Annotated in this window: 17 protein-coding genes; 11 read left to right on the top strand and 6 right to left on the bottom strand. The window is 71.2% G+C overall.

Going from position 1 to position 17,217, the window contains the following annotated elements; all coding sequences use genetic code 11:
• Positions 1-27 precede the first annotated feature (27 nt).
• Together ACIBK0_RS09950 and ACIBK0_RS09945 are read left to right on the top strand one after the other, a co-directional pair.
• Complete coding sequence (locus tag ACIBK0_RS09950) at positions 28-1,557, top strand: aldehyde dehydrogenase (NADP(+)) (protein WP_399077564.1); 1,530 nt, start codon at positions 28-30, stop codon at positions 1,555-1,557.
• Positions 1,558-1,776: 219 nt separating this feature from the next.
• A complete protein-coding gene (locus ACIBK0_RS09945) occupies positions 1,777-2,385 on the top strand; it encodes a DUF1349 domain-containing protein (RefSeq protein ID WP_399077562.1) in 609 nt (202 codons plus the stop codon).
• Positions 2,386-2,527: 142 nt separating this feature from the next.
• Here ACIBK0_RS09945 and ACIBK0_RS09940 read toward each other — a convergent pair whose 3' ends face one another.
• On the bottom strand, positions 2,528-3,907 hold the full coding sequence (locus ACIBK0_RS09940; RefSeq protein WP_399077560.1) for an MFS transporter: 1,380 nt from the start codon (positions 3,905-3,907) through the stop codon (positions 2,528-2,530).
• 70 nt (positions 3,908-3,977) lie between these two features.
• Between ACIBK0_RS09940 and ACIBK0_RS09935 the strand changes: the two genes are divergently transcribed.
• The 6 genes from ACIBK0_RS09935 to ACIBK0_RS09910 all read left to right on the top strand — a co-directional run bounded on the left by ACIBK0_RS09935 (position 3,978) and on the right by ACIBK0_RS09910 (position 9,237).
• The gene (locus ACIBK0_RS09935; protein ID WP_399077558.1) at positions 3,978-4,976 is read left to right on the top strand and encodes a GlxA family transcriptional regulator; all 999 of its coding nucleotides are present in this window, start codon (positions 3,978-3,980) and stop codon (positions 4,974-4,976) included.
• On the top strand, positions 4,973-5,479 hold the full coding sequence (locus ACIBK0_RS09930; RefSeq protein WP_399077556.1) for a GNAT family N-acetyltransferase: 507 nt from the start codon (positions 4,973-4,975) through the stop codon (positions 5,477-5,479). Before ACIBK0_RS09935 ends, ACIBK0_RS09930 begins: the two co-directional genes overlap by 4 nt.
• A 110-nt stretch (positions 5,480-5,589) precedes the next feature.
• The gene (locus ACIBK0_RS09925) at positions 5,590-6,309 is read left to right on the top strand and encodes a DsbA family oxidoreductase (RefSeq protein ID WP_399077553.1); all 720 of its coding nucleotides are present in this window, start codon (positions 5,590-5,592) and stop codon (positions 6,307-6,309) included.
• Between the two features lie 60 nt (positions 6,310-6,369).
• Complete coding sequence (locus ACIBK0_RS09920) at positions 6,370-7,455, top strand: aminotransferase class V-fold PLP-dependent enzyme (RefSeq protein ID WP_399077551.1); 1,086 nt, start codon at positions 6,370-6,372, stop codon at positions 7,453-7,455.
• A 53-nt stretch (positions 7,456-7,508) separates the two neighbouring features.
• Positions 7,509-8,105, top strand: coding sequence for an RNA polymerase sigma factor (locus tag ACIBK0_RS09915; protein ID WP_399077549.1), 597 nt, complete (start codon positions 7,509-7,511; stop codon positions 8,103-8,105).
• A 103-nt stretch (positions 8,106-8,208) separates the two neighbouring features.
• Positions 8,209-9,237, top strand: a complete 1,029-nt coding sequence (locus tag ACIBK0_RS09910) for a maleylpyruvate isomerase family mycothiol-dependent enzyme (RefSeq protein ID WP_399077548.1) — start codon at positions 8,209-8,211, stop codon at positions 9,235-9,237.
• 125 nt (positions 9,238-9,362) lie between these two features.
• On the opposite strand, the gene thpD is transcribed toward ACIBK0_RS09910, so the two are convergent.
• The 5 genes from thpD to ACIBK0_RS09885 all read right to left on the bottom strand — a co-directional run bounded on the left by thpD (position 9,363) and on the right by ACIBK0_RS09885 (position 14,407).
• Complete coding sequence (thpD, locus tag ACIBK0_RS09905) at positions 9,363-10,250, bottom strand: ectoine hydroxylase (protein ID WP_399077546.1); 888 nt, start codon at positions 10,248-10,250, stop codon at positions 9,363-9,365.
• A 7-nt stretch (positions 10,251-10,257) separates the two neighbouring features.
• A complete protein-coding gene (locus ACIBK0_RS09900; RefSeq protein WP_189187471.1) occupies positions 10,258-10,662 on the bottom strand; it encodes an ectoine synthase in 405 nt (134 codons plus the stop codon).
• 38 nt (positions 10,663-10,700) lie between these two features.
• On the bottom strand, positions 10,701-11,972 hold the full coding sequence (ectB, locus tag ACIBK0_RS09895) for a diaminobutyrate--2-oxoglutarate transaminase (protein ID WP_399077544.1): 1,272 nt from the start codon (positions 11,970-11,972) through the stop codon (positions 10,701-10,703).
• 47 nt (positions 11,973-12,019) lie between these two features.
• On the bottom strand, positions 12,020-12,583 hold the full coding sequence (gene ectA / locus ACIBK0_RS09890; protein ID WP_399077542.1) for a diaminobutyrate acetyltransferase: 564 nt from the start codon (positions 12,581-12,583) through the stop codon (positions 12,020-12,022).
• Between the two features lie 723 nt (positions 12,584-13,306).
• A complete protein-coding gene (locus ACIBK0_RS09885) occupies positions 13,307-14,407 on the bottom strand; it encodes a pyridoxal-phosphate-dependent aminotransferase family protein (protein WP_399078017.1) in 1,101 nt (366 codons plus the stop codon).
• A gap of 329 nt (positions 14,408-14,736) precedes the next feature.
• On the opposite strand from ACIBK0_RS09885, the gene ACIBK0_RS09880 reads away from it, so the two are divergent.
• The 3 genes from ACIBK0_RS09880 to ACIBK0_RS09870 are packed head-to-tail and all read left to right on the top strand — an operon-like array spanning position 14,737 to position 17,191.
• Positions 14,737-15,585, top strand: a complete 849-nt coding sequence (locus ACIBK0_RS09880) for a transporter substrate-binding domain-containing protein (RefSeq protein ID WP_399077540.1) — start codon at positions 14,737-14,739, stop codon at positions 15,583-15,585.
• Positions 15,582-16,415 (top strand): amino acid ABC transporter permease, encoded by an 834-nt coding sequence (locus ACIBK0_RS09875; protein WP_399077537.1) that lies wholly within the window; start codon positions 15,582-15,584, stop codon positions 16,413-16,415. The genes ACIBK0_RS09880 and ACIBK0_RS09875 overlap by 4 nt, the downstream gene beginning before the upstream one ends.
• A complete protein-coding gene (locus ACIBK0_RS09870; protein WP_399077535.1) occupies positions 16,412-17,191 on the top strand; it encodes an amino acid ABC transporter ATP-binding protein in 780 nt (259 codons plus the stop codon). The genes ACIBK0_RS09875 and ACIBK0_RS09870 overlap by 4 nt, the downstream gene beginning before the upstream one ends.
• The last annotated feature ends 26 nt before the right edge of the window (positions 17,192-17,217 follow it).

The following is a 17,217-nucleotide window of genomic DNA, read 5'->3' as shown; positions in this document are numbered from 1 at the left end:
GCGGCAACACATCTGGAGGGATCCGCGGTGGCAGCAGCACCAGTCTGGAGTGTCGACCCCCGTACCGGGAAGCAGCGTGAACAGGTTGCGGTGGAGGCCACAGCCCAGGAGGTGGACGAGGCAGTGCGTGCCGCGCACGCCGCGCGCCCCGCGCTCGCCGACCGCACCGTACGCGCCGCGTTCCTGCGCACCGCCGCCGACCTGCTCGAAGGCGCCAAGGACCAGCTCGTCGAGGCCGCCGACGCGGAGACCGCGCTCGGCCCGGTCCGGCTCACCGGCGAACTCGCGCGCACCTGCTACCAGTTGCGCGCCTTCGGGAACATCGTCGACGAGGGCGCCTTCCTCGACGTCGTGATCAACCACCCCGACGACACCGCGACCCCGCCGATCCCGGACCTGCGCCGCTACAAGGTGCCGCTGGGCGTCGTCGCCGTCTACTCCGCCTCGAACTTCCCCTTCGCCTTCTCCGTGGCGGGCGGCGACACCGCGAGCGCGCTGGCAGCCGGGTGCCCGGTCGTGGTCAAGGCGCACCCCGACCACCCGGCACTGTCGGAGCTGGTCGCGGCCGTACTGCGCCGGGCCGCCGCTCAGCACGACATCCCCCAGGGCGTCGTCGGCCTCGTCCACGGTTTCGAGGCGGGCGTCGAGCTGGTCAGGCACCCGCTGATCGCCGCCGCCGGGTTCACCGGTTCGGTCCGCGGTGGCCGTGCGCTCTTCGACGCGGCGGCCGCCCGGCCGGTGCCGATCCCCTTCCACGGCGAGCTGGGCTCCCTCAACCCCGTCGTGATCACCGAGGCCGCCGCCGCCGAGCGGGCCGAGGCGATCGGTGCCGGACTCGCGGGCTCGATGACGCTGGGCGTCGGCCAGTTCTGCGTGAAGCCGGGCCTGGTGCTGGCGCCCGCGGGCGCGGCGGGCGACCGCCTGGTGAAGTCCCTGACGGACGCGGTCAGCGACACGGACGCCGGTGTGCTCCTCGACCACCGCATGCGGGACAACTTCATCGCCGGTGTCGCCGCGCGCGCCGAACTTCCCGACGTGGAGTCCCCGGTGACCCCCGGCGCGGGCGGCGAGCACACCGTGAGCCCCGGCTTCCTGACCGTGCCGGCACAGAAGCTCACCACCGAGGGCGAGCACGACCTGCTCCTGGAGGAGTGCTTCGGCCCGCTCACCGTGGTCGCGCGCTACGAGGACGAGTCCGAGGCGGGCGCGGTCCTCTCCCGCCTTCCCGGCAACCTCACCGCGACCGTCCAGCTCTCCACCGAGGAGGCCGCCGGCGAGGGCCGCGGCGCGGAGATCCTCGCCGAGCTGACGCCGCTCGCGGGGCGCGTACTCGTGAACGGCTGGCCGACGGGTGTCGCGGTCGCCCCCGCCCAGCATCACGGCGGTCCGTACCCGGCGACGACTTCGACCTCGACGTCGGTGGGCGGTACGGCGATCGAACGCTGGCTGCGGCCGGTGGCGTACCAGAACGCGCCGGAGGCGCTGTTGCCGGCGGAGCTGCGGGACGACAACCCGCTGGGGTTGCCGCGTCGTTTCAACGGCCGTCTGGAGCGGTAGCGCTCCGCCGCGCCGTTGGGCCTTCGTCCGGAGCGGTAGTGCTCCGCCGCCCCGTTGGGCCTTCGTCCGGAGCGGTAGTGCTCCGCCGCCCCGTTGGGCCTTCGGCGGGGCGCGGGGCCGCAGGCCGTCCGTGGTCTGTCGCGCCCAAGCGGCGGAGCCGTACGTGTCACTGCCCCGCGCCCCTTCGGGGCGCCGGGCCGGACCTGAGAGACTCCCGCAATGGACGTCGAACTCCCCGAACTCCCCTTCCCCCTTCGTACCTACGGCCCCGACGGCCATTGGTCGTACGAGGACGGAGTGCTCACCGGCTGGGCAGGACCCCGCCAGGACCGTTTCGTGCCGCCCACCGGTGAGAACCTGGACCCCGCCTCCGACGCGCCCCGGCTGCTCGGCGCGCCCGAAGGGGACTTCCAGCTGATCGCCCGGGTCACGGTGGGCTTCGCGGCCTCCTTCGACGCGGGCGTCCTCTACGTCCACGTGGGGGAGCGGGCCTGGGCGAAGCTGTGCCTGGAGTACTCCCCGGACGTGCCCACCGTCTGCACGGTGGTCACCCGGGGGCACTCCGACGACGCCAACTCCTTCACGGTGGACGGTAGCTCCGTGTGGCTCCGGGTGAGCCGGACGGGTCGCGCCTTCGCCTTCCATGCCTCGCGCGACGGCGAGCGCTGGACCTTCGTGCGCCTCTTCACGCTGGGCGACGAGAAGGAGACCGGGGCGGCTCTGGTCGGCTTCATGGCCCAGTCGCCCATGGGTGAGGGCTGCGTGGTGACCTACGACGGCATCGAATTCCGCCCGAACTGGCCGCGGGACTTGAGAGACGGCAGCTGATCGCCCCCGCCGCCCCTGAAGGGGCGGGGGGAACAGCGTGACAAGCCCCCACCCACCTACGGCCGAAAGGCCGGTACGGGTCGGGTAGGGGCCGAGGGGCCGAGGGGCCGAGGGGCCGAGGGGCCGAGGGGGCGAAGAAACCCTAGCGAGTCACCCGCAATCCCCACGTCGCCCCCGCCGTTACCACCAAAAGCGCCGCGCTCAGCGCGAGGCTGACCCGTAGTCCCGACTCGAAGCCCCCGGAGACCAGGGAACCGAAGGCCGCGATGGCCAGCCCGCCCGCCACCTGGCGGGCGGAGTTGAGGACGCCCGCCGCCAGCCCCGCCCGGTCCGAGGGCACCGCGTCCATCATCGCGGCCGTGAGCGGAGGGATCGTCAGGGCGCAGCCCAGGGCCATGGGGACCAGGAGCAGGGCCACCAGAGCGGGCGGGGTCGACGAGTCGACGTACAGCAGGAGGAGCAGCCCCACCGCGGCCGACGACTGGCCGAGCAGCATCGGCAAGCGCGGCCCGAAACGCCCCGCCAACTTGCCCGCCGCGATGTTCGTGACCGCGATCAGCCCGGTCATCGGCAGGAACATCAGCCCCGCGTACAGCGCGGAGCGGCCTTGGACCTGCTGGAAGAAGAGGGAGAACAGGAACACCACTCCGTAGAACGCCACGCTGCAGGCGGCGCCCGCGGCAACCGCCACGGTCACGCTCCGGCTGCGGAACAGACCGAGCGGGACCACGGGATGCGTCTGCCGCGCCTCGACCCGCAGGAAGAGCAGGGCCGCGACGACCGCCACGGCCAGGGCGGCCGACCCCGTCCCACCGCCCTCGATGACCGCGAACGTCAGCGCGGTGAGCGCGACGACCGCCGTCAGCTGGCCGGGCAGGTCCAGCGGTGCGGGACGGCGCTCCGAGCGTGGCGCCCGTACCAGCAGCGCGAGAGCCACCGCGCCCAGCGGCACGTTGATGAAGAAGATCCCCCGCCAGTCCCACACCGTGGTCAGCGCACCGCCCGCGACCGGTCCCAACGCCACCGCGACCGAACCGCCCGCCGCCCACAGCGCCACCGCCCGCGCCCGCTGCGCGGCGTCCGGGTACGCCTGCCGCACCAGCGCCAGCGAGGCCGGCAGCACCACAGCCGCCGCCACGCCCTGCACGGCACGCGCGCCGACCAGCACCGGCAGACTCGGCGCAAGACCGCATGCCACCGACGCCAGTGTGAACACCGCGATCCCGATCCCGTACGCCCGGCTCGCCCCGGCCCGGTCCGAGAAGGCCCCCGTGGACAGCATCAGCGCCGCGAACGCCAGCGTGTACGCGTCCACCACCCACTGGAGCCCCGACATCCCGCCCCCGAGCGTCGCCCCGATCGACGGGAGCGCCACGTTCACCACGGACGCGTCGAGCGTGATCAGCGCGAAGCCGAGCAGGGCGGCGGTGAGGGTGAGGGCGGGCGACGGGTTCAACAGGGCTGCAGTGGCAGGGTGTTGAGCCTCGACCCACGGTTTCTCGGTAGCCGGTTTCGTTGACATGCCCCCATGCTGCGGACCTCCGTCGGCTTACAGTAGTGGCCTGAATGCCATACACCCGGAGGTTCTGGCCATGCTCGCCGCACAGCGGAAGCCGCACCGCATCGCCGTCATCGCCCCTTCCCCCGTCTCGATGTTCAACCTCGCGATCCCCGAGCTCCTCTTCGAGAAGGTCGAGTTGGACGGCGGTCCGGGGTACGCACTGGTCGTCTGCACCCCGAATCCGGGCCCGATCGCCACCACCGGCGGGCTCGACCTGCACGTCGGGCGGGGCCTGGACGCCGTACGCGACGCGGACACCGTGCTGGTCGCCGGCACCGGACAGCGGTACTCGCCCGATGCGGCCACCGTGGCCGCCGTCCGCGAGGCCGCAGCCGCGGGCAAGCGGATCGCCTCCATCTGCAGCGGGGCCTTCGTACTGGCCGAGGCCGGACTGCTCGACGGGCGCAGCGCCACCACGTACTGGGAGCTCGCGGACGAGCTGCGCAAGCGGTACCCGGCGCTCGACCTCAAGGGTGACGTCCTGTATGTGCAGGACGGTCAGATCATGACCTCGTCCGGGTACGCCGCCGGAATCGACCTCTGCCTGCACATCATCCGGACCGACTACGGCGCCGCGGCCGCCAACCAGGTGGCGCGGCTCGCCCTGGTCGCCCCCGTGCGTCCGGGCGGCCAGACCCAGTTCACCCAGACCCCGCTGCCGCCCGAGCGCGGCGAGGCCTGCGCCGACACCCGCGGCTGGGCCATGCGCAACCTCGACAAGCCGCTCACGCTCACCGACCTCGCCCGGCACGCGGGCGTCAGCGTGCGCACGCTCACCCGCCGTTTCCATGCCGAGAGCGGGGTCAGCCCCCTGCAATGGCTCCTCCACCAGCGCATCGAGCGTGCCAAGGAACTCCTGGAGACGACCACCCTCCCCATGGACCAGGTGGCCCGCGCCTGTGGTCTCGGCACGGCCGACTCGCTGCGCGGCCATCTGGTCCGCCGCACCGGCCTCACCCCGAGCGCCTACCGCGCCCAGTTCAGCCGCCTGGGAACCGCGGTCCTCTCGGGAGCGTCCTCGGCTGCATGATCCAAGACCGTGTGAATCAGGTGGGCCGGGTGATCAGAACCGCGCTCCCCGCCGAGGCCGAAGCCATCGCCGCCCTGCATGCCCGGGCCCGGGCGACGTACTACCCGGACGGGATCCCGCAGGACGGCACCGACTGGCTCGCGGCCTGGCAGAGCGTCATCGAGCGGCCGGACGGACATGTGCTGTGCGTCGTCGAGGAGGGCCGGATCACGGGCATCGCGTCCTTCCGCACACCCGAGGGCGCCCCCGCAGAAGCGGTCAAGCTCTTTCAGTTCCACGTCGACCCCGACCGCTGGCGGGGCGGCATCGGCACCGCGCTGCACGCCGCGTGCGTCGAGGAGTGGCAGGCCGACGGCAAGCGCACCGCCGTCCTCGACGTGCACGTCGACAACCGGCGCGCCCAGGCCTTCTACGCCCGCCTCGGCTGGACTCCCGATCCGGAGAACCCGCCGGCCGAGGGTGACCACCACCTGTACTTGCGCTTCTCCGTGACCGGGGAGTGACCGTCTCCCCGACCGGGGAATGAGACCAGCCGCTTGAACGTTCACATACAGACGTCCCTGGAGGGTGTCCCCGTACCCCGTATCCGTACGACCTGGAGAGAGCCGAAGACATGCGCGTCGAGATCTGGAGCGACATCGCCTGCCCCTGGTGCTACGTGGGCAAGGCCCGCTTCGAGAAGGCGCTCGACGCCTTCCCGCACCGCGACCAGGTCGAGGTCGTGCACCGTTCGTTCGAGCTCGACCCGGGCCGTGCCAAGGGCGACATCCAGCCGGTCATCAGGATGCTCACCAAGAAGTACGGCATGAGCGAGGCGCAGGCGCAGGCCGGCGAGGAGAACCTGGGCGCGCAGGCCGCGGCCGAGGGCCTGGAGTACCGCACCCGAGACCGTGATCACGGCAACACCTTCGACATGCACCGCCTGCTGCACTTCGCCAAGCAGCAGGGCAGGCAGGACGAGCTGATAGCCCTGCTCTACAAGGCGAACTTCGCCGAGGAGCGCACTGTCTTCGACGACGACGAACGGCTCGTGGAGCTGGCCGTCGCCGCCGGGCTCGACGCCGACGCCGCCCGCAAGGTGCTCGCCGACCCGGCGGCGTACGCCGACGACGTGCGCGCCGACGAGCGCGAGGCCGCCGAGCTGGGCGCGAACGGGGTACCGTTCTTCGTCCTCGACCGCAAGTACGGCGTTTCCGGTGCCCAGCCCGCCGAGGTCTTCGCGCAGGCGCTGACCCAGGCATGGGGCGAGCGGCCGCCGCTCCAGCTGATCCAGGACGGCTCCGCCGATGCCGAGGCCTGCGGCCCGGACGGATGCGCGGTGCCGCAGAGCTGAAAAGCCCAGGTCGGAGCGCACGTATAAGCACCTCTTAGCGGTTCCACGCAAAAATCGGCAATGGACGGGGGGTTCCTGGGACCGCAGAGTGGTCCCATGGAGACCTTCGAGAGCCTCGTGCGTGCCGAGTTCGCCCCGGAGAACACCTACCTGAACACCGCGAGCACCGGCCTCCTGCCGGTGCGCACGGTGACCGCCATGCGCGCCGCGGTCGAGTCCGTCGCCGCCGGCCGGCCGGCCGACATGTTCGCGGACGTCGAGGCCGCACGCGCGTCGTTCGCCCGGCTGGTCGGGGTTCCCGCACGCCGGGTGGCGGCCGGGGCCTCGGTCGCCGTCTACAGCGGGCTGATCGCCGCCTCGCTGCCGCAGGGCGCCGAAGTCCTCACCGCCGAGGCGGACTTCAGCTCCGTGGTGACCGCCTTCCACGTCCGCGGCGATCTCAAGGTGCGCGCCGTACCGCTGGAGCGGATGGCCGAATCAGTACGCCCGGGCACGGCGCTCGTCGCGGTCAGCGCCGCGCAGTCCGCGGACGGGCGGGTCGCCGATCTGGAGGGGATCCGCGACGCCGCGCGGGCACACGGGGCACGTACGTACATCGACGCGTCCCAGGCCGCCGGATGGCTGCCCGTGCGGGCGGACGCGTACGACTACGTCTCCTCCGTCGCCTTCAAGTGGCTCGTCTGCCCGCGGGGCGTGGCCTTCCTGGTCGTCCCGGAGGACCTCGGCGGGCTCACCCCGGTGTTCGCGGGCTGGGTCGCCGGGGAGGCCCCCTGGGACAGCTGCTACGGCCCCGTCGAGGAACTCGCCCACTCCGCACGGCGGTTCGACGAGAGCCCGAGCCTCTTCTCGTACGCCGGTGCCCGGCACTCCCTCGCCCTGATCGAGGAGCTGGGCGTGGCGCACGTACACGCCCACGACCTTGCCCTCGCCGGCCGTTTCCGTGAGGGTCTGCACGCCCTGGGCCACGAAGCGATCCCCGCCCCCGGCTCACCGATCGTCTCCGTGCCCGGACTCGGTCACCGTCAGCCCGACCTGAGCCGCGCGGGTGTCGAGGTGTCGGACCGTGCGGGCAACTTGAGGGCCGCCTTCCACCTGTACAACACGCCCGCGGATGTCGACCGGCTGCTGGACGTCCTGTCCGGCTGAGGGGTTCGCCCTCTGGCGCGGGGTGCGGGAGGGCGCTAGGAAGGCTCCACGAGGTGGTGGTGCCGGTGGATCCGACGCTCACGGACGCCGAGCTGCATCGGCGGCTGGTGTACGGGGACGAGACCGCGCTGGCCGAGGCGTACGCCGCGTACGGCGGGCTCGTGCGACGGGTCGCCGTTCGGGTCATCCGCAGCCCGGCCGGCGCCGAGGACGTGGCGCAGGAGGTCTTCGCGCAGTTGTGGAGCAGGCCGTACGCCTTCGACCCGCGCCGTGGCTCGCTGCGCACCTGGCTGTCCATGCTCGCCCACCGGCGGGCCGTGGACTGGGTGCGCAGCGAGGCCCGGCACCGCAAGGACGCCCGCGCGGACGACTCGGCGCTGCACGCCATCCCCGACGCCGGACCCGGCCCCGACGAGATGGTCGTCGACCGCGAACGCTCGCTGCTGCTGCACACCGCCCTCGCCGAACTCCCGCAGCCGCAAAGGGAAGTCGTCCACCTCGCCTACTTCGCGGGCCGCACCTGCCGGCAGGCGGCCGTGGAACTGGGGATCCCCGAGGGCACGGCCAAGACCCGGCTGCGCTCCGCCTTGCGCAAACTCGCCGAATCCCTGGCCGATCCACCGGATCCGGCGCTGGAGAGGGGTGCGTGATGGCGGCGCGGGTGGGGCCGGCCGGGCCGGGCGTGCGTAGGGTGGCCACAGCGGGGCGAGGTGCGGCCACCATGCCGGCCGTGACCCGGAAGGGCGGCATGTGATGAGCACCGACCACGAAGGCGTACGGGACCTGCTGGCGGCCTGGGCCGTCGGCGCGCTGACCCCCGCCGACCAGAAGACGGTCCCTCTGCACCTGGCGGAGTGCGAGTCCTGCGCGGCGGAGGCGGAACGGCTGCGGCAGACGGTACGGCTGCTCGACGGCGCCCCACGGCCGCCCCTGACGAACGACGCTCCGGCCGGCATCGACGGCGTCCTCACCGTCGCCCTGCGTGCCCGTCCGGCGGCACCTCGCGTGGCCTCGCACGCCGCCCCGTACGCCGCCGCTGTCGCCGGACTCCAGGCTCTGCTACGGGAGTTGGACGGTCACAGCCCCTGGGGTACGCCGGTCGTGCACGACTGGGACGTGCACGCCACGGTGGCCCACCTGATCGCGGCGGACGAGCCGCTGGCGCGACGACTGGGCCTGGCGGCGCGGGTGCCGGAGTCCCGGGTCGCGGAGGGGACGGGATGGGCGGACGCCTGGGCCGGGCGGACCGCCGACGTGATCGCCTACGAGCAGCGGCGTACGCCCGAGGAGACCGTCGCCACGTGGACCGCACAGGCCGGCGCGCTGCTGGCCACGCCCGAGGCGAGGGATCCCGAACGGGCCGCGCACGCCACCACGCTGATGGGCGTACGGCTGCCCGTCGCCGACCACTTCGTCGTGCGGGCCTTCGAGGCGTGGATCCACACCGACGACATCGGGCGGGCCCTCGGACTGGCCGTGCCGCCGCCCCCGGACCCGCACCTGTGGCAACTCGTCCGGCTCGCCGTCCGCATCCTCGGCCTGGCACTGGGACCCACGGCACCGCCGGTGCTGTTCGCGGTGACCGGGGGAGAACTCGACGCCCAGTGGGTGCTCGGTTCCGAAGACGAGCCCGTACGCGCCGAACTCGTCCTGGATCCCGTCGACTTCTGCCTGCTGGTGGGCGGGCGGTATGCACCCGACGAGGTGCCCCGGGGCGCGGCGGGGGACGACGCCGCGATCAGGGACGTGCTGGGGCGCGCCGCCTCACTGGCGTGGCTGTAGGCCCGGCACCCAGGTGAAGTGCCGGGCCCCGCACGCCAATTACCGCACCGGCGTGAAGTCCCGAGCCCCGATGCCGTGTCCGATTGCGGCTTCGCCACGGGTCGGCTCCGCCGACCGGAGCAGAGTCACCGCACCGGCGTGAAGTCCCGAGCCCCGATGAACTCGGGCCTGCGCACCGGCGCCGCGAACGGTTCCACGGCCGCGTTCTCCACGCTGTTGAACACGATGAAGACATTGCTGCGCGGGAACGGGGTGATGTTGTCCCCGGAGCCGTGCATGCAATTGCAGTCGAACCAGGTCGCCGAACCGGCCCGGCCCGTGAAGAGCTTGATGCCGTGGCGGGTGGCGAAGCGGGTGAGCGCCTCGTCGGAGGGCGTGCCCGCGTCCTGCATCTGCAGCGACTTCTTGTAGTTGTCCTGCGGTGTGGCACCCGCACAGCCGAGGAAGGTCTTGTGCGACCCCGGCATGATCATGAGGCCGCCGTTGGTGTCGTAGTTCTCGGTCAGCGCGATCGAGACGGACACGGTCCGCATGTTCGGCAGACCGTCCTCGGCGTGCCAGGTCTCGAAGTCCGAGTGCCAGTAGAAGCCGCTGGCTCCGAAGCCCGGCTTGACGTTGATCCGCGACTGGTGAACGTAGACGTCCGAGCCGAGGATCTGCCGGGCCCGCCCGACCACGCGCTCGTCACGGACGAGACGCGCAAAGATCTCGCTGATCCGGTGCACCTCGAAGACGGACCGGATCTCCCGCGACTTCGGCTCGACGATGGACCGCTCGTCGGCACGGATCGCCGGATCGCCGACGAGCCGCTCCAGCTCCTGCCGGTACACCGTGACTTCGTCCTCGGTGATGAGCTCCTCGACGGCGAGGAAGCCGTCACGCTCGTACGCCTGGAGCTCGGAGACCGCGATCGGCCCCGGCTCGCCCGGCGCGCTCCACACGACCGGGTCCTGGCGGGGCGCGGACACCTCGGTGGCGCCGCGGCTGGGGTAGAGATCGGTGAGGGTGGTCATGCGGTTGTCACACCTCCTCGGGTTCGGTGAGCAGGGGGTAGACGCCGTTCTCGTCGTGGTCCTCCCGTCCGGTGACGGGCGGGTTGAAGACGCAGATACAGCGGAAGTCCTCCTTGATCCGCATGGTGTGCCTCTCATGGCCGTCGAGGAGGTACATGGTGCCGGGCGTGATCGTGTACTTCCGCCCGGTCTCGTCGTCGGTGAGCTCGGCCTCGCCCTCGACGCACACGACGGCCTCGATGTGGTTCGCGTACCACATCGACGTCTCCGTACCCGCGTACAGGATCGTCTCGTGCACGGAGAAGCCGACCTTCTCCTTGGCGAGGACGATGCGCTTGCTCTCCCAGGTGCCCGAGGCTGACCTGACATGCCGGTCGGTGCCTTCGATGTCCTTGAACGAACGGACTATCACGGTGGTGCGATGCCTCTCTCTCGTGGCTCGGGTGTGTGTCAGGCGGTTTCGCGTACGGCGCGGGCGAGGGTGCGCAGCCCCTCGTCGAGCTCGTCCGGGGTGATGGTGAGCGCCGGGAGGAGCTTCATGACCTCGCTCTCCGGCCCGGACGTCTCGATGAGCAGCCCGAGTTCGAAGGCGCGTTGCGCGATACGCCCCGCGCGCTCCTTGTCCGTGAACTCCATGCCCCAGACGAGTCCCCGCCCCCGGTACTCCTTGACGTCGGCGAGGTTCTCCTCGGTGATGGAGATCAGCGCCTGCTCGATCTGCTCGCCGCGGGCGCGGGTCTGCTTCTCCATGGCGGAGCCGTCGGCCCAGTAGGCCTCCAGCGCCGCGGTGGCCGTGACGAACGCCGGGTTGTTGCCGCGGAAGGTGCCGTTGTGCTCGCCCGGCTCCCAGATGTCCAGCTCGGGCTTGAACAGGCACAGGGACATGGGAAGCCCGTACCCGCTGATGGACTTGGAGACGGTCACGATGTCGGGCACGATGCCCGCTTCCTCGAAGGAGAAGAACGCTCCCGTCCGTCCGCAGCCCATCTGGATGTCGTCGACGATCAGCAGCATGTCGCGCCGCGCGCACAGGTCGGCGAGGGCCCGCAGCCACTCGGGCCGCGCGACATTGATGCCGCCCTCGCCCTGCACGGTCTCGACGATGACCGCGGCGGGCTGGTTGAGCCCCGATCCCTGGTCCTCGAGCAGCCGCTCGAACCAGAGGAAGTCGGGGACCTGGCCGTCGAAGTAGTTGTCGAACGGCATCGGAGTGCCGTGCACGAGTGGAATCCCGGCGCCGGCCCGCTTGAAGGCGTTGCCGGTCACGGCGAGCGACCCGAGGGACATCCCATGGAAGGCGTTGGTGAAGGACACGATGGCCTCGCGCCCCTTCACCTTCCGCGCCAACTTCAGCGCGGACTCCACGGCGTTGGTGCCGGTCGGACCCGGGAACATGACCTTGTACGGCAGATCGCGCGGCCGCAGTACGAGATTCTGGAAGGTCTCCAGGAAGGCGCGCTTGGCGGTCGTCGACATGTCGAGCCCGTGGGTGACGCCGTCGCGCTCCAGGTAGTCGATGAGGGCTCGTTTGAGTACGGGGTTGTTGTGCCCGTAGTTCAGCGACCCCGCACCGGCGAAGAAGTCGAGGTACTCGTGCCCGTCCTCGTCGTACATCCGGCTGCCCTGCGCCCGGTCGAAGACGGTGGGCCAGCCACGGCAGTAGCTGCGCACCTCCGACTCCAGGGTCTCGAAGACGCTCAGGTCGGGCTGGGTGATACTCACAGCGAATCGCTCCTCGAAGCGTGGGGGGAGAAGGAGACCGGGGGAGGTCAGCGGGAGAGGGGGAAGCGGGGGGAGAGGGGGCCGATGCGGTACAGCACTTCGGGATCGTGCGGTCCGTCGGGGAACTGCTCGGCCTGGAACAGCACTTCGCGCTCCACGGTCGCGCCGTGGCGTCGCGCGTACGACGTGAACAGGCGCTCGGAGGCGGTGTTGCCGGGCGTGATCGTGGTCTCGACAGTTGTCGGCGTGTGCTCGCTCTCCTCGGCGACCCGCGCGGTCAGCCCGTCGAGCAGCGCCGCGGCGAGCCCCCGCCCGCGGTATGCGCCGTCGACGGCCACCTGCCATACGAGCAGCGTGCGCGGGCGCTCGGGCCGGACGTACCCGGTGACGAAGCCGACGGGCGTCCCCTCCGCGTCGCGCGCCACCGCCGACGTGCCGGCGAAGTCACGGCACCAGAGCAGATAGCTGTACGAGGAGTTCAGATCGAGGGTTCTGGAGTCCTTGGCGATACGCCAGAGCGTGGCCCCGTCGGCCACCTCCGGACGGTCGATCCGAAGGCCCTCCGGCATTTCCAGGAATTCCGCTTGCAGGTCTGCGTGTGCGGCGGTCATGCGGATTGAATTTACCGAGCGAAAGCTCAAATTGCATCGTCGGTCGGGGTTACGTGCGGCGCGTCCATGTGTTATCGCGCGCCCGCGGAGGCGCGCGAGTGGGTGGCGATAACTCCCGTTTTGACCGGGAAATAGGGGAGGAAACAGGGCAGGGTGTGGAGTGCGTCACAGCTATGTAATGGCCACGAGATCTGCCCGAATTACGTCGATTGGCGTTCGCGAAATCTTTGCGTTTAGGCATCCGGAAAGCGGGCAGAAGAATACGGGAAGCTGTGCTGGATTAATTACTGGACAGGCGGGTGAGGAATCCCTTTTCTGCGGGATTCGCGCCGGAGTTTTTCGCCCCCGCCGCCCCCTGACCCATTCCTGTCCCCTGGGGCTCCGCCCCGGACCCCGCTGAAAAGTGGGGGGGGGGGGCCCCCGGCCCGGGCGGGGGGGGGGGGGGCGGGGGGGCGCGGGGGGGGGGGGGGGGCCCCCGCGGGGGGGGGGGGGGGGGGGGGGGGGGGGGGGGTAACGCAGGTGGCGCGGCACCGGCGGGCCGGCCCCCCAAGCCCACTGGGCGACCGGGGGCGGCGGCCCCCACACCGGCGCCCCCCGCGCCGCGGCCCCGCCCCCCGCCCCCCCGCCGCCCCCCCCGCCCGCCCCCCCCCCCCGCACGGGGTCCGGGGCGCAGCCCCGGGTCGGGACGGTCAGGGGCGGCGGAGGCGACGAAAGGCTCGGGCCTCAGCCCCACACCCCCGCCACGGCCCTCCGCGCCCCTTCCAGATCCACCGAAAGACCGAACTCGGCCAGCGCGGCCCCCAGCCCCGCAAGGCTGGAGTGGACGACCCCCCGAGTCGCGTCGGGCCCATAGTGGTTCACCCGGATCACCTCCTTCGCGAGCGCACCCCCACCCGCGACCAACGGAAGCACCGGATCCGCGGCCAACGCCTTCGCGACCAGCGCCGACGCGTCAACCCCCGCCGGCACCCGCAACGTCGTGGCGACAGGTGCCGCATCGGACGCCGCGTACACATACGGCTCGAGCCCACCGCCCAGAGCGACGGCCCCGGCCCGAGTCGCCGCCGCGGCCGAGGCATGGCGGTCCATCACCGCGTCCAGCCCCTCACCCTCGATGCGCTCCACGCACGCCTCGAGCGCCAGCATCTCCAACTGCGCCGGCGCGTGCAGCAATGCCTTGCGCCCGCCGTCGACCCACCTCTCCTTCCAGTCCAGCAGGGAGAGGTACGAGCGACGCGGCGCCGCCGTATTCGAGGCCATCCGCGCCCACGCCCGGTCGCTCACCGACACCGCGGACACGCCCGCGGGGCCGCCCATCGCCTTCTGCGCCCCGATCACGCACAGGTCGACACCCCATGCGTCCGGCAGCACCGGCTCGGCGCCGATCGACGCGACCGCGTCCAGGTAGAAGAGCGCGCCGTGCTCGCGCACGACCTCGCCGATCTCGGCGACCGGATTGGTGTTCCCGGTGGCGGCCTCCGCGTGCACGAGCGACACGAAGTCGATCGACGGATGCTCGGCGAAGGCCTCGCGGATCTGCGCGGCGGTGACGGCGGTGTGGAAGGGCACCGCCAGATCGATCACGGCCGCCCCGCAGTCCCGCAGCCAGTCCCCGAAGGTCTGCCCGTACGGACCGGTGATGACGTTGAGCGCGGTCGTGCCGGGTCCGGCCGTCGCGCGAATGGCCCCCTCCAGCGGGAGCAGCGCCTCTCCCTGCATGATCACGACGTCCTGCTCGGTGGAGAGCAGTCGGGCCACGCGGTCCTCGATCGACGCGAAGCGCGCGGCGCTCAGCGGCGCCAGGTCCAGGAAGGGGTGGGTCACGGTGGTGCTCTCTTCGCTCACGGTTCCGATGCGCGGGTGCGCGTTTCCAGCACGCGCGTGCGCGGATTCGAGCGTAACCGGGGGTCCCGTGGGTCCTGGACGCGGTGGGGGAGGGGGCCCGTCGGTCAGCGGCCGGGCCCGGGTGAATGATCCCGCGCCGCGCCCGGCGAGAACGCGGCCACGAGCCGTCGGGCACCGGCACGAGACCGCCGGGGCCCCTCCCGGCAGCAGATCTGAGGCCGCACGGCCCGGCAACCATCGGATTGATTTGAGCAACTCAAACCTTTCCTTATAATCGGAACCCACAGTTCCCCCACAGGAGGTCCCCCGTGAACTCGGTCCTCGGACGCCGGACCCGCATTCTGGCCGCCACCACCGCGACGGCCGGGCTGCTGCTCGTGGCCGGATGCTCCTCGGACAGCGGAGGAGGCAAGGCCACCGCCAAGGGGGTCCCCCTGGTCAAGGCAGGCCAGCTCACGACGTGCACCCACCTTCCGTACCCGCCGTTCCAGTCGGAGATCGACGGCAAGGTGCAGGGCTTCGACGTGTCGCTGATCGACCTCGTCGCCAAGAACCTGGGCGTGAAGCAGACCATCGTCGACACGCCCTTCGAGAACTTCAAGACGGGCGCGTTCCTCAACTCCGGCCAGTGCGACCTCGCCGCGGCCGGCATGACGATCACCGCGGAGCGCAAGAAGAACGTCGACTTCTCCGACCCGTACTTCGACGCGACCCAGGCCGTCCTGGTCGACAAGAAGAGCGGCATCAACTCTCTCGCCGATGTGAAGTCCAAGGGCAAGAAGCTCGGTGCCCAGGCGCAGACCACGGGAGAGGACTACGCGACGAAGCAGGGCTTCGACCCGGTCTCCTTCGAATCCTCCGACGCGGTCCTCAACGGCCTGCGCACCGGCCAGGTCCAAGCCGTCATCATCGACTACCCGGTCGTCCAGGGCTGGCTGAAGGACAAGGCCAACTCCGACGCCTTCAAGGTCGTCGACAACCTCAACACCGGTGAGCAGTACGGATTCACGGTGAAGAAGGGCAACACCAAGCTCCTCGCCGCCATCAACGAGGCGATCAAGGACGCGAAGGGCGACGGCACGTACAAGAAGCTCTACGAGCAGTGGATCGGTCCCTACGAGGCGTCCGCGGCCTCCGCCGCCCCGTCCGCCTCATGAGCGGTGCCGACGCACAAGTCCAGCCCCGCAAGTCCGGCCTGACCCGACGTCAGAAACGCGCCCTGTCGCGCGGCGCGCAGTACGTCGTCTTCGTCGCCGCCGTGATCGCCTTCGCGGTCACGGCCGACTGGGGGCGGCTGAAGAACCAGTTCGCGCAGTGGGACCTGGTCCAGCAGATGTTCCCGGACGTCATCACGCTGGCGCTGAAGAACACCGTGCTCTACACGATGTCCGGCTTTGTGTTCGGCCTCGTACTCGGCATGGTCATCGCCCTGATGCGACTGTCCCCGGTGGGCCCCTACCGCTGGCTCGCCGGCATCTACATCGAGATCTTCCGTGGCCTGCCCGCCCTGTTGATCTTCGTCTTCGTGGGCGTCGCCGTGCCCTTGGCGTTCCCGGGCACGGAGATCCCCGGCGGTACGTACGGCAAGGTGGCGCTCGCGCTCGGCCTGGTGTCGGCCGCGTACATGGCGGAGACGATCCGCGCGGGCATCCAGGCGGTGCCCAAGGGGCAGATGGAGGCGGCCCGTTCGCTGGGCTTCTCGCACGCCCGGGCCATGGTCTCGATCATCGTTCCGCAGGCGTTCCGCATCGTGATCCCGCCGCTCACCAACGAACTCGTGCTCCTCTTCAAGGACTCCTCGCTGGTGCTGTTCCTCGGTGTCACCCTCGAGGAGCGCGAACTCACCAAGTTCGGGCGCGACCTGGCCAGCCAGACCGCCAACTCCACGCCGATCCTGGTCGCGGGCCTGTGCTATCTGCTGGTCACCGTGCCGCTCGGCTTCGTCGTGCGCCGCCTGGAGGCCAAGGCCGGGGAGGCCACCAAGTGAGCAGTACTCCAGAGATCCAAGTCCGGGACCTGTACAAGTCCTTCGGTGACAACGAAGTCCTGCGCGGCATCGACCTGGAGGTCGGACAGGGCGAAGTCGTCTGCGTCATCGGGCCGTCCGGCTCCGGCAAGTCCACGCTGCTGCGCTGTGTGAACCTCCTCGAGGAGCCCACCAAGGGCCAGGTCCTCGTCGGCGGTACGGAGGTCACGCACCCCGACGTCGACATCGACGCCGTACGCCGCCGCATCGGCATGGTCTTCCAGCAGTTCAACCTCTTCCCGCATCTGTCGGTGACCGAGAACCTGACGCTGCCGCAGCGCCGGGTGCTGCGCCGGGACAAGGAGGAGGCCGCCCGGATCGCCGCCGAGAACCTGCGGCGGGTGGGCCTCTCGGAGAAGGCCGACGCATACCCGGCCTCCCTCTCCGGCGGCCAGCAGCAGCGCGTCGCCATCGCCCGCGCGCTCGCCATGGGCCCCGAGGTGATGCTCTTCGACGAGCCGACCTCGGCGCTCGACCCCGAGCTCGTGGGCGACGTACTCGCCGTGATGCGGATGCTCGCGAACGAGGGCATGACGATGATGGTCGTCACCCACGAGATGACCTTCGCGCGTGAGGTCGCCGACCGGGTCGTCTTCATGGACGGCGGCGTGATCGTCGAGGACGGCACGCCCGCGCAGGTCATCGGCAACCCCAGCCACGAGCGCACCCGCCACTTCCTGTCCCGGCTGCTCGACCCGGCGATGGCGGACGTGGAGGAGACCGAAAAGGGGTCCTAGCGCTCCGCCGTTCGGCAGGAATTAGG

This window comes from Streptomyces sp. NPDC050564 (assembly GCF_044457265.1).
Lineage (GTDB): Bacteria > Actinomycetota > Actinomycetes > Streptomycetales > Streptomycetaceae > Streptomyces.
Note: the sequence above shows the minus strand (reverse complement) of the source record. Positions and strands in the feature narration are given on the sequence as shown.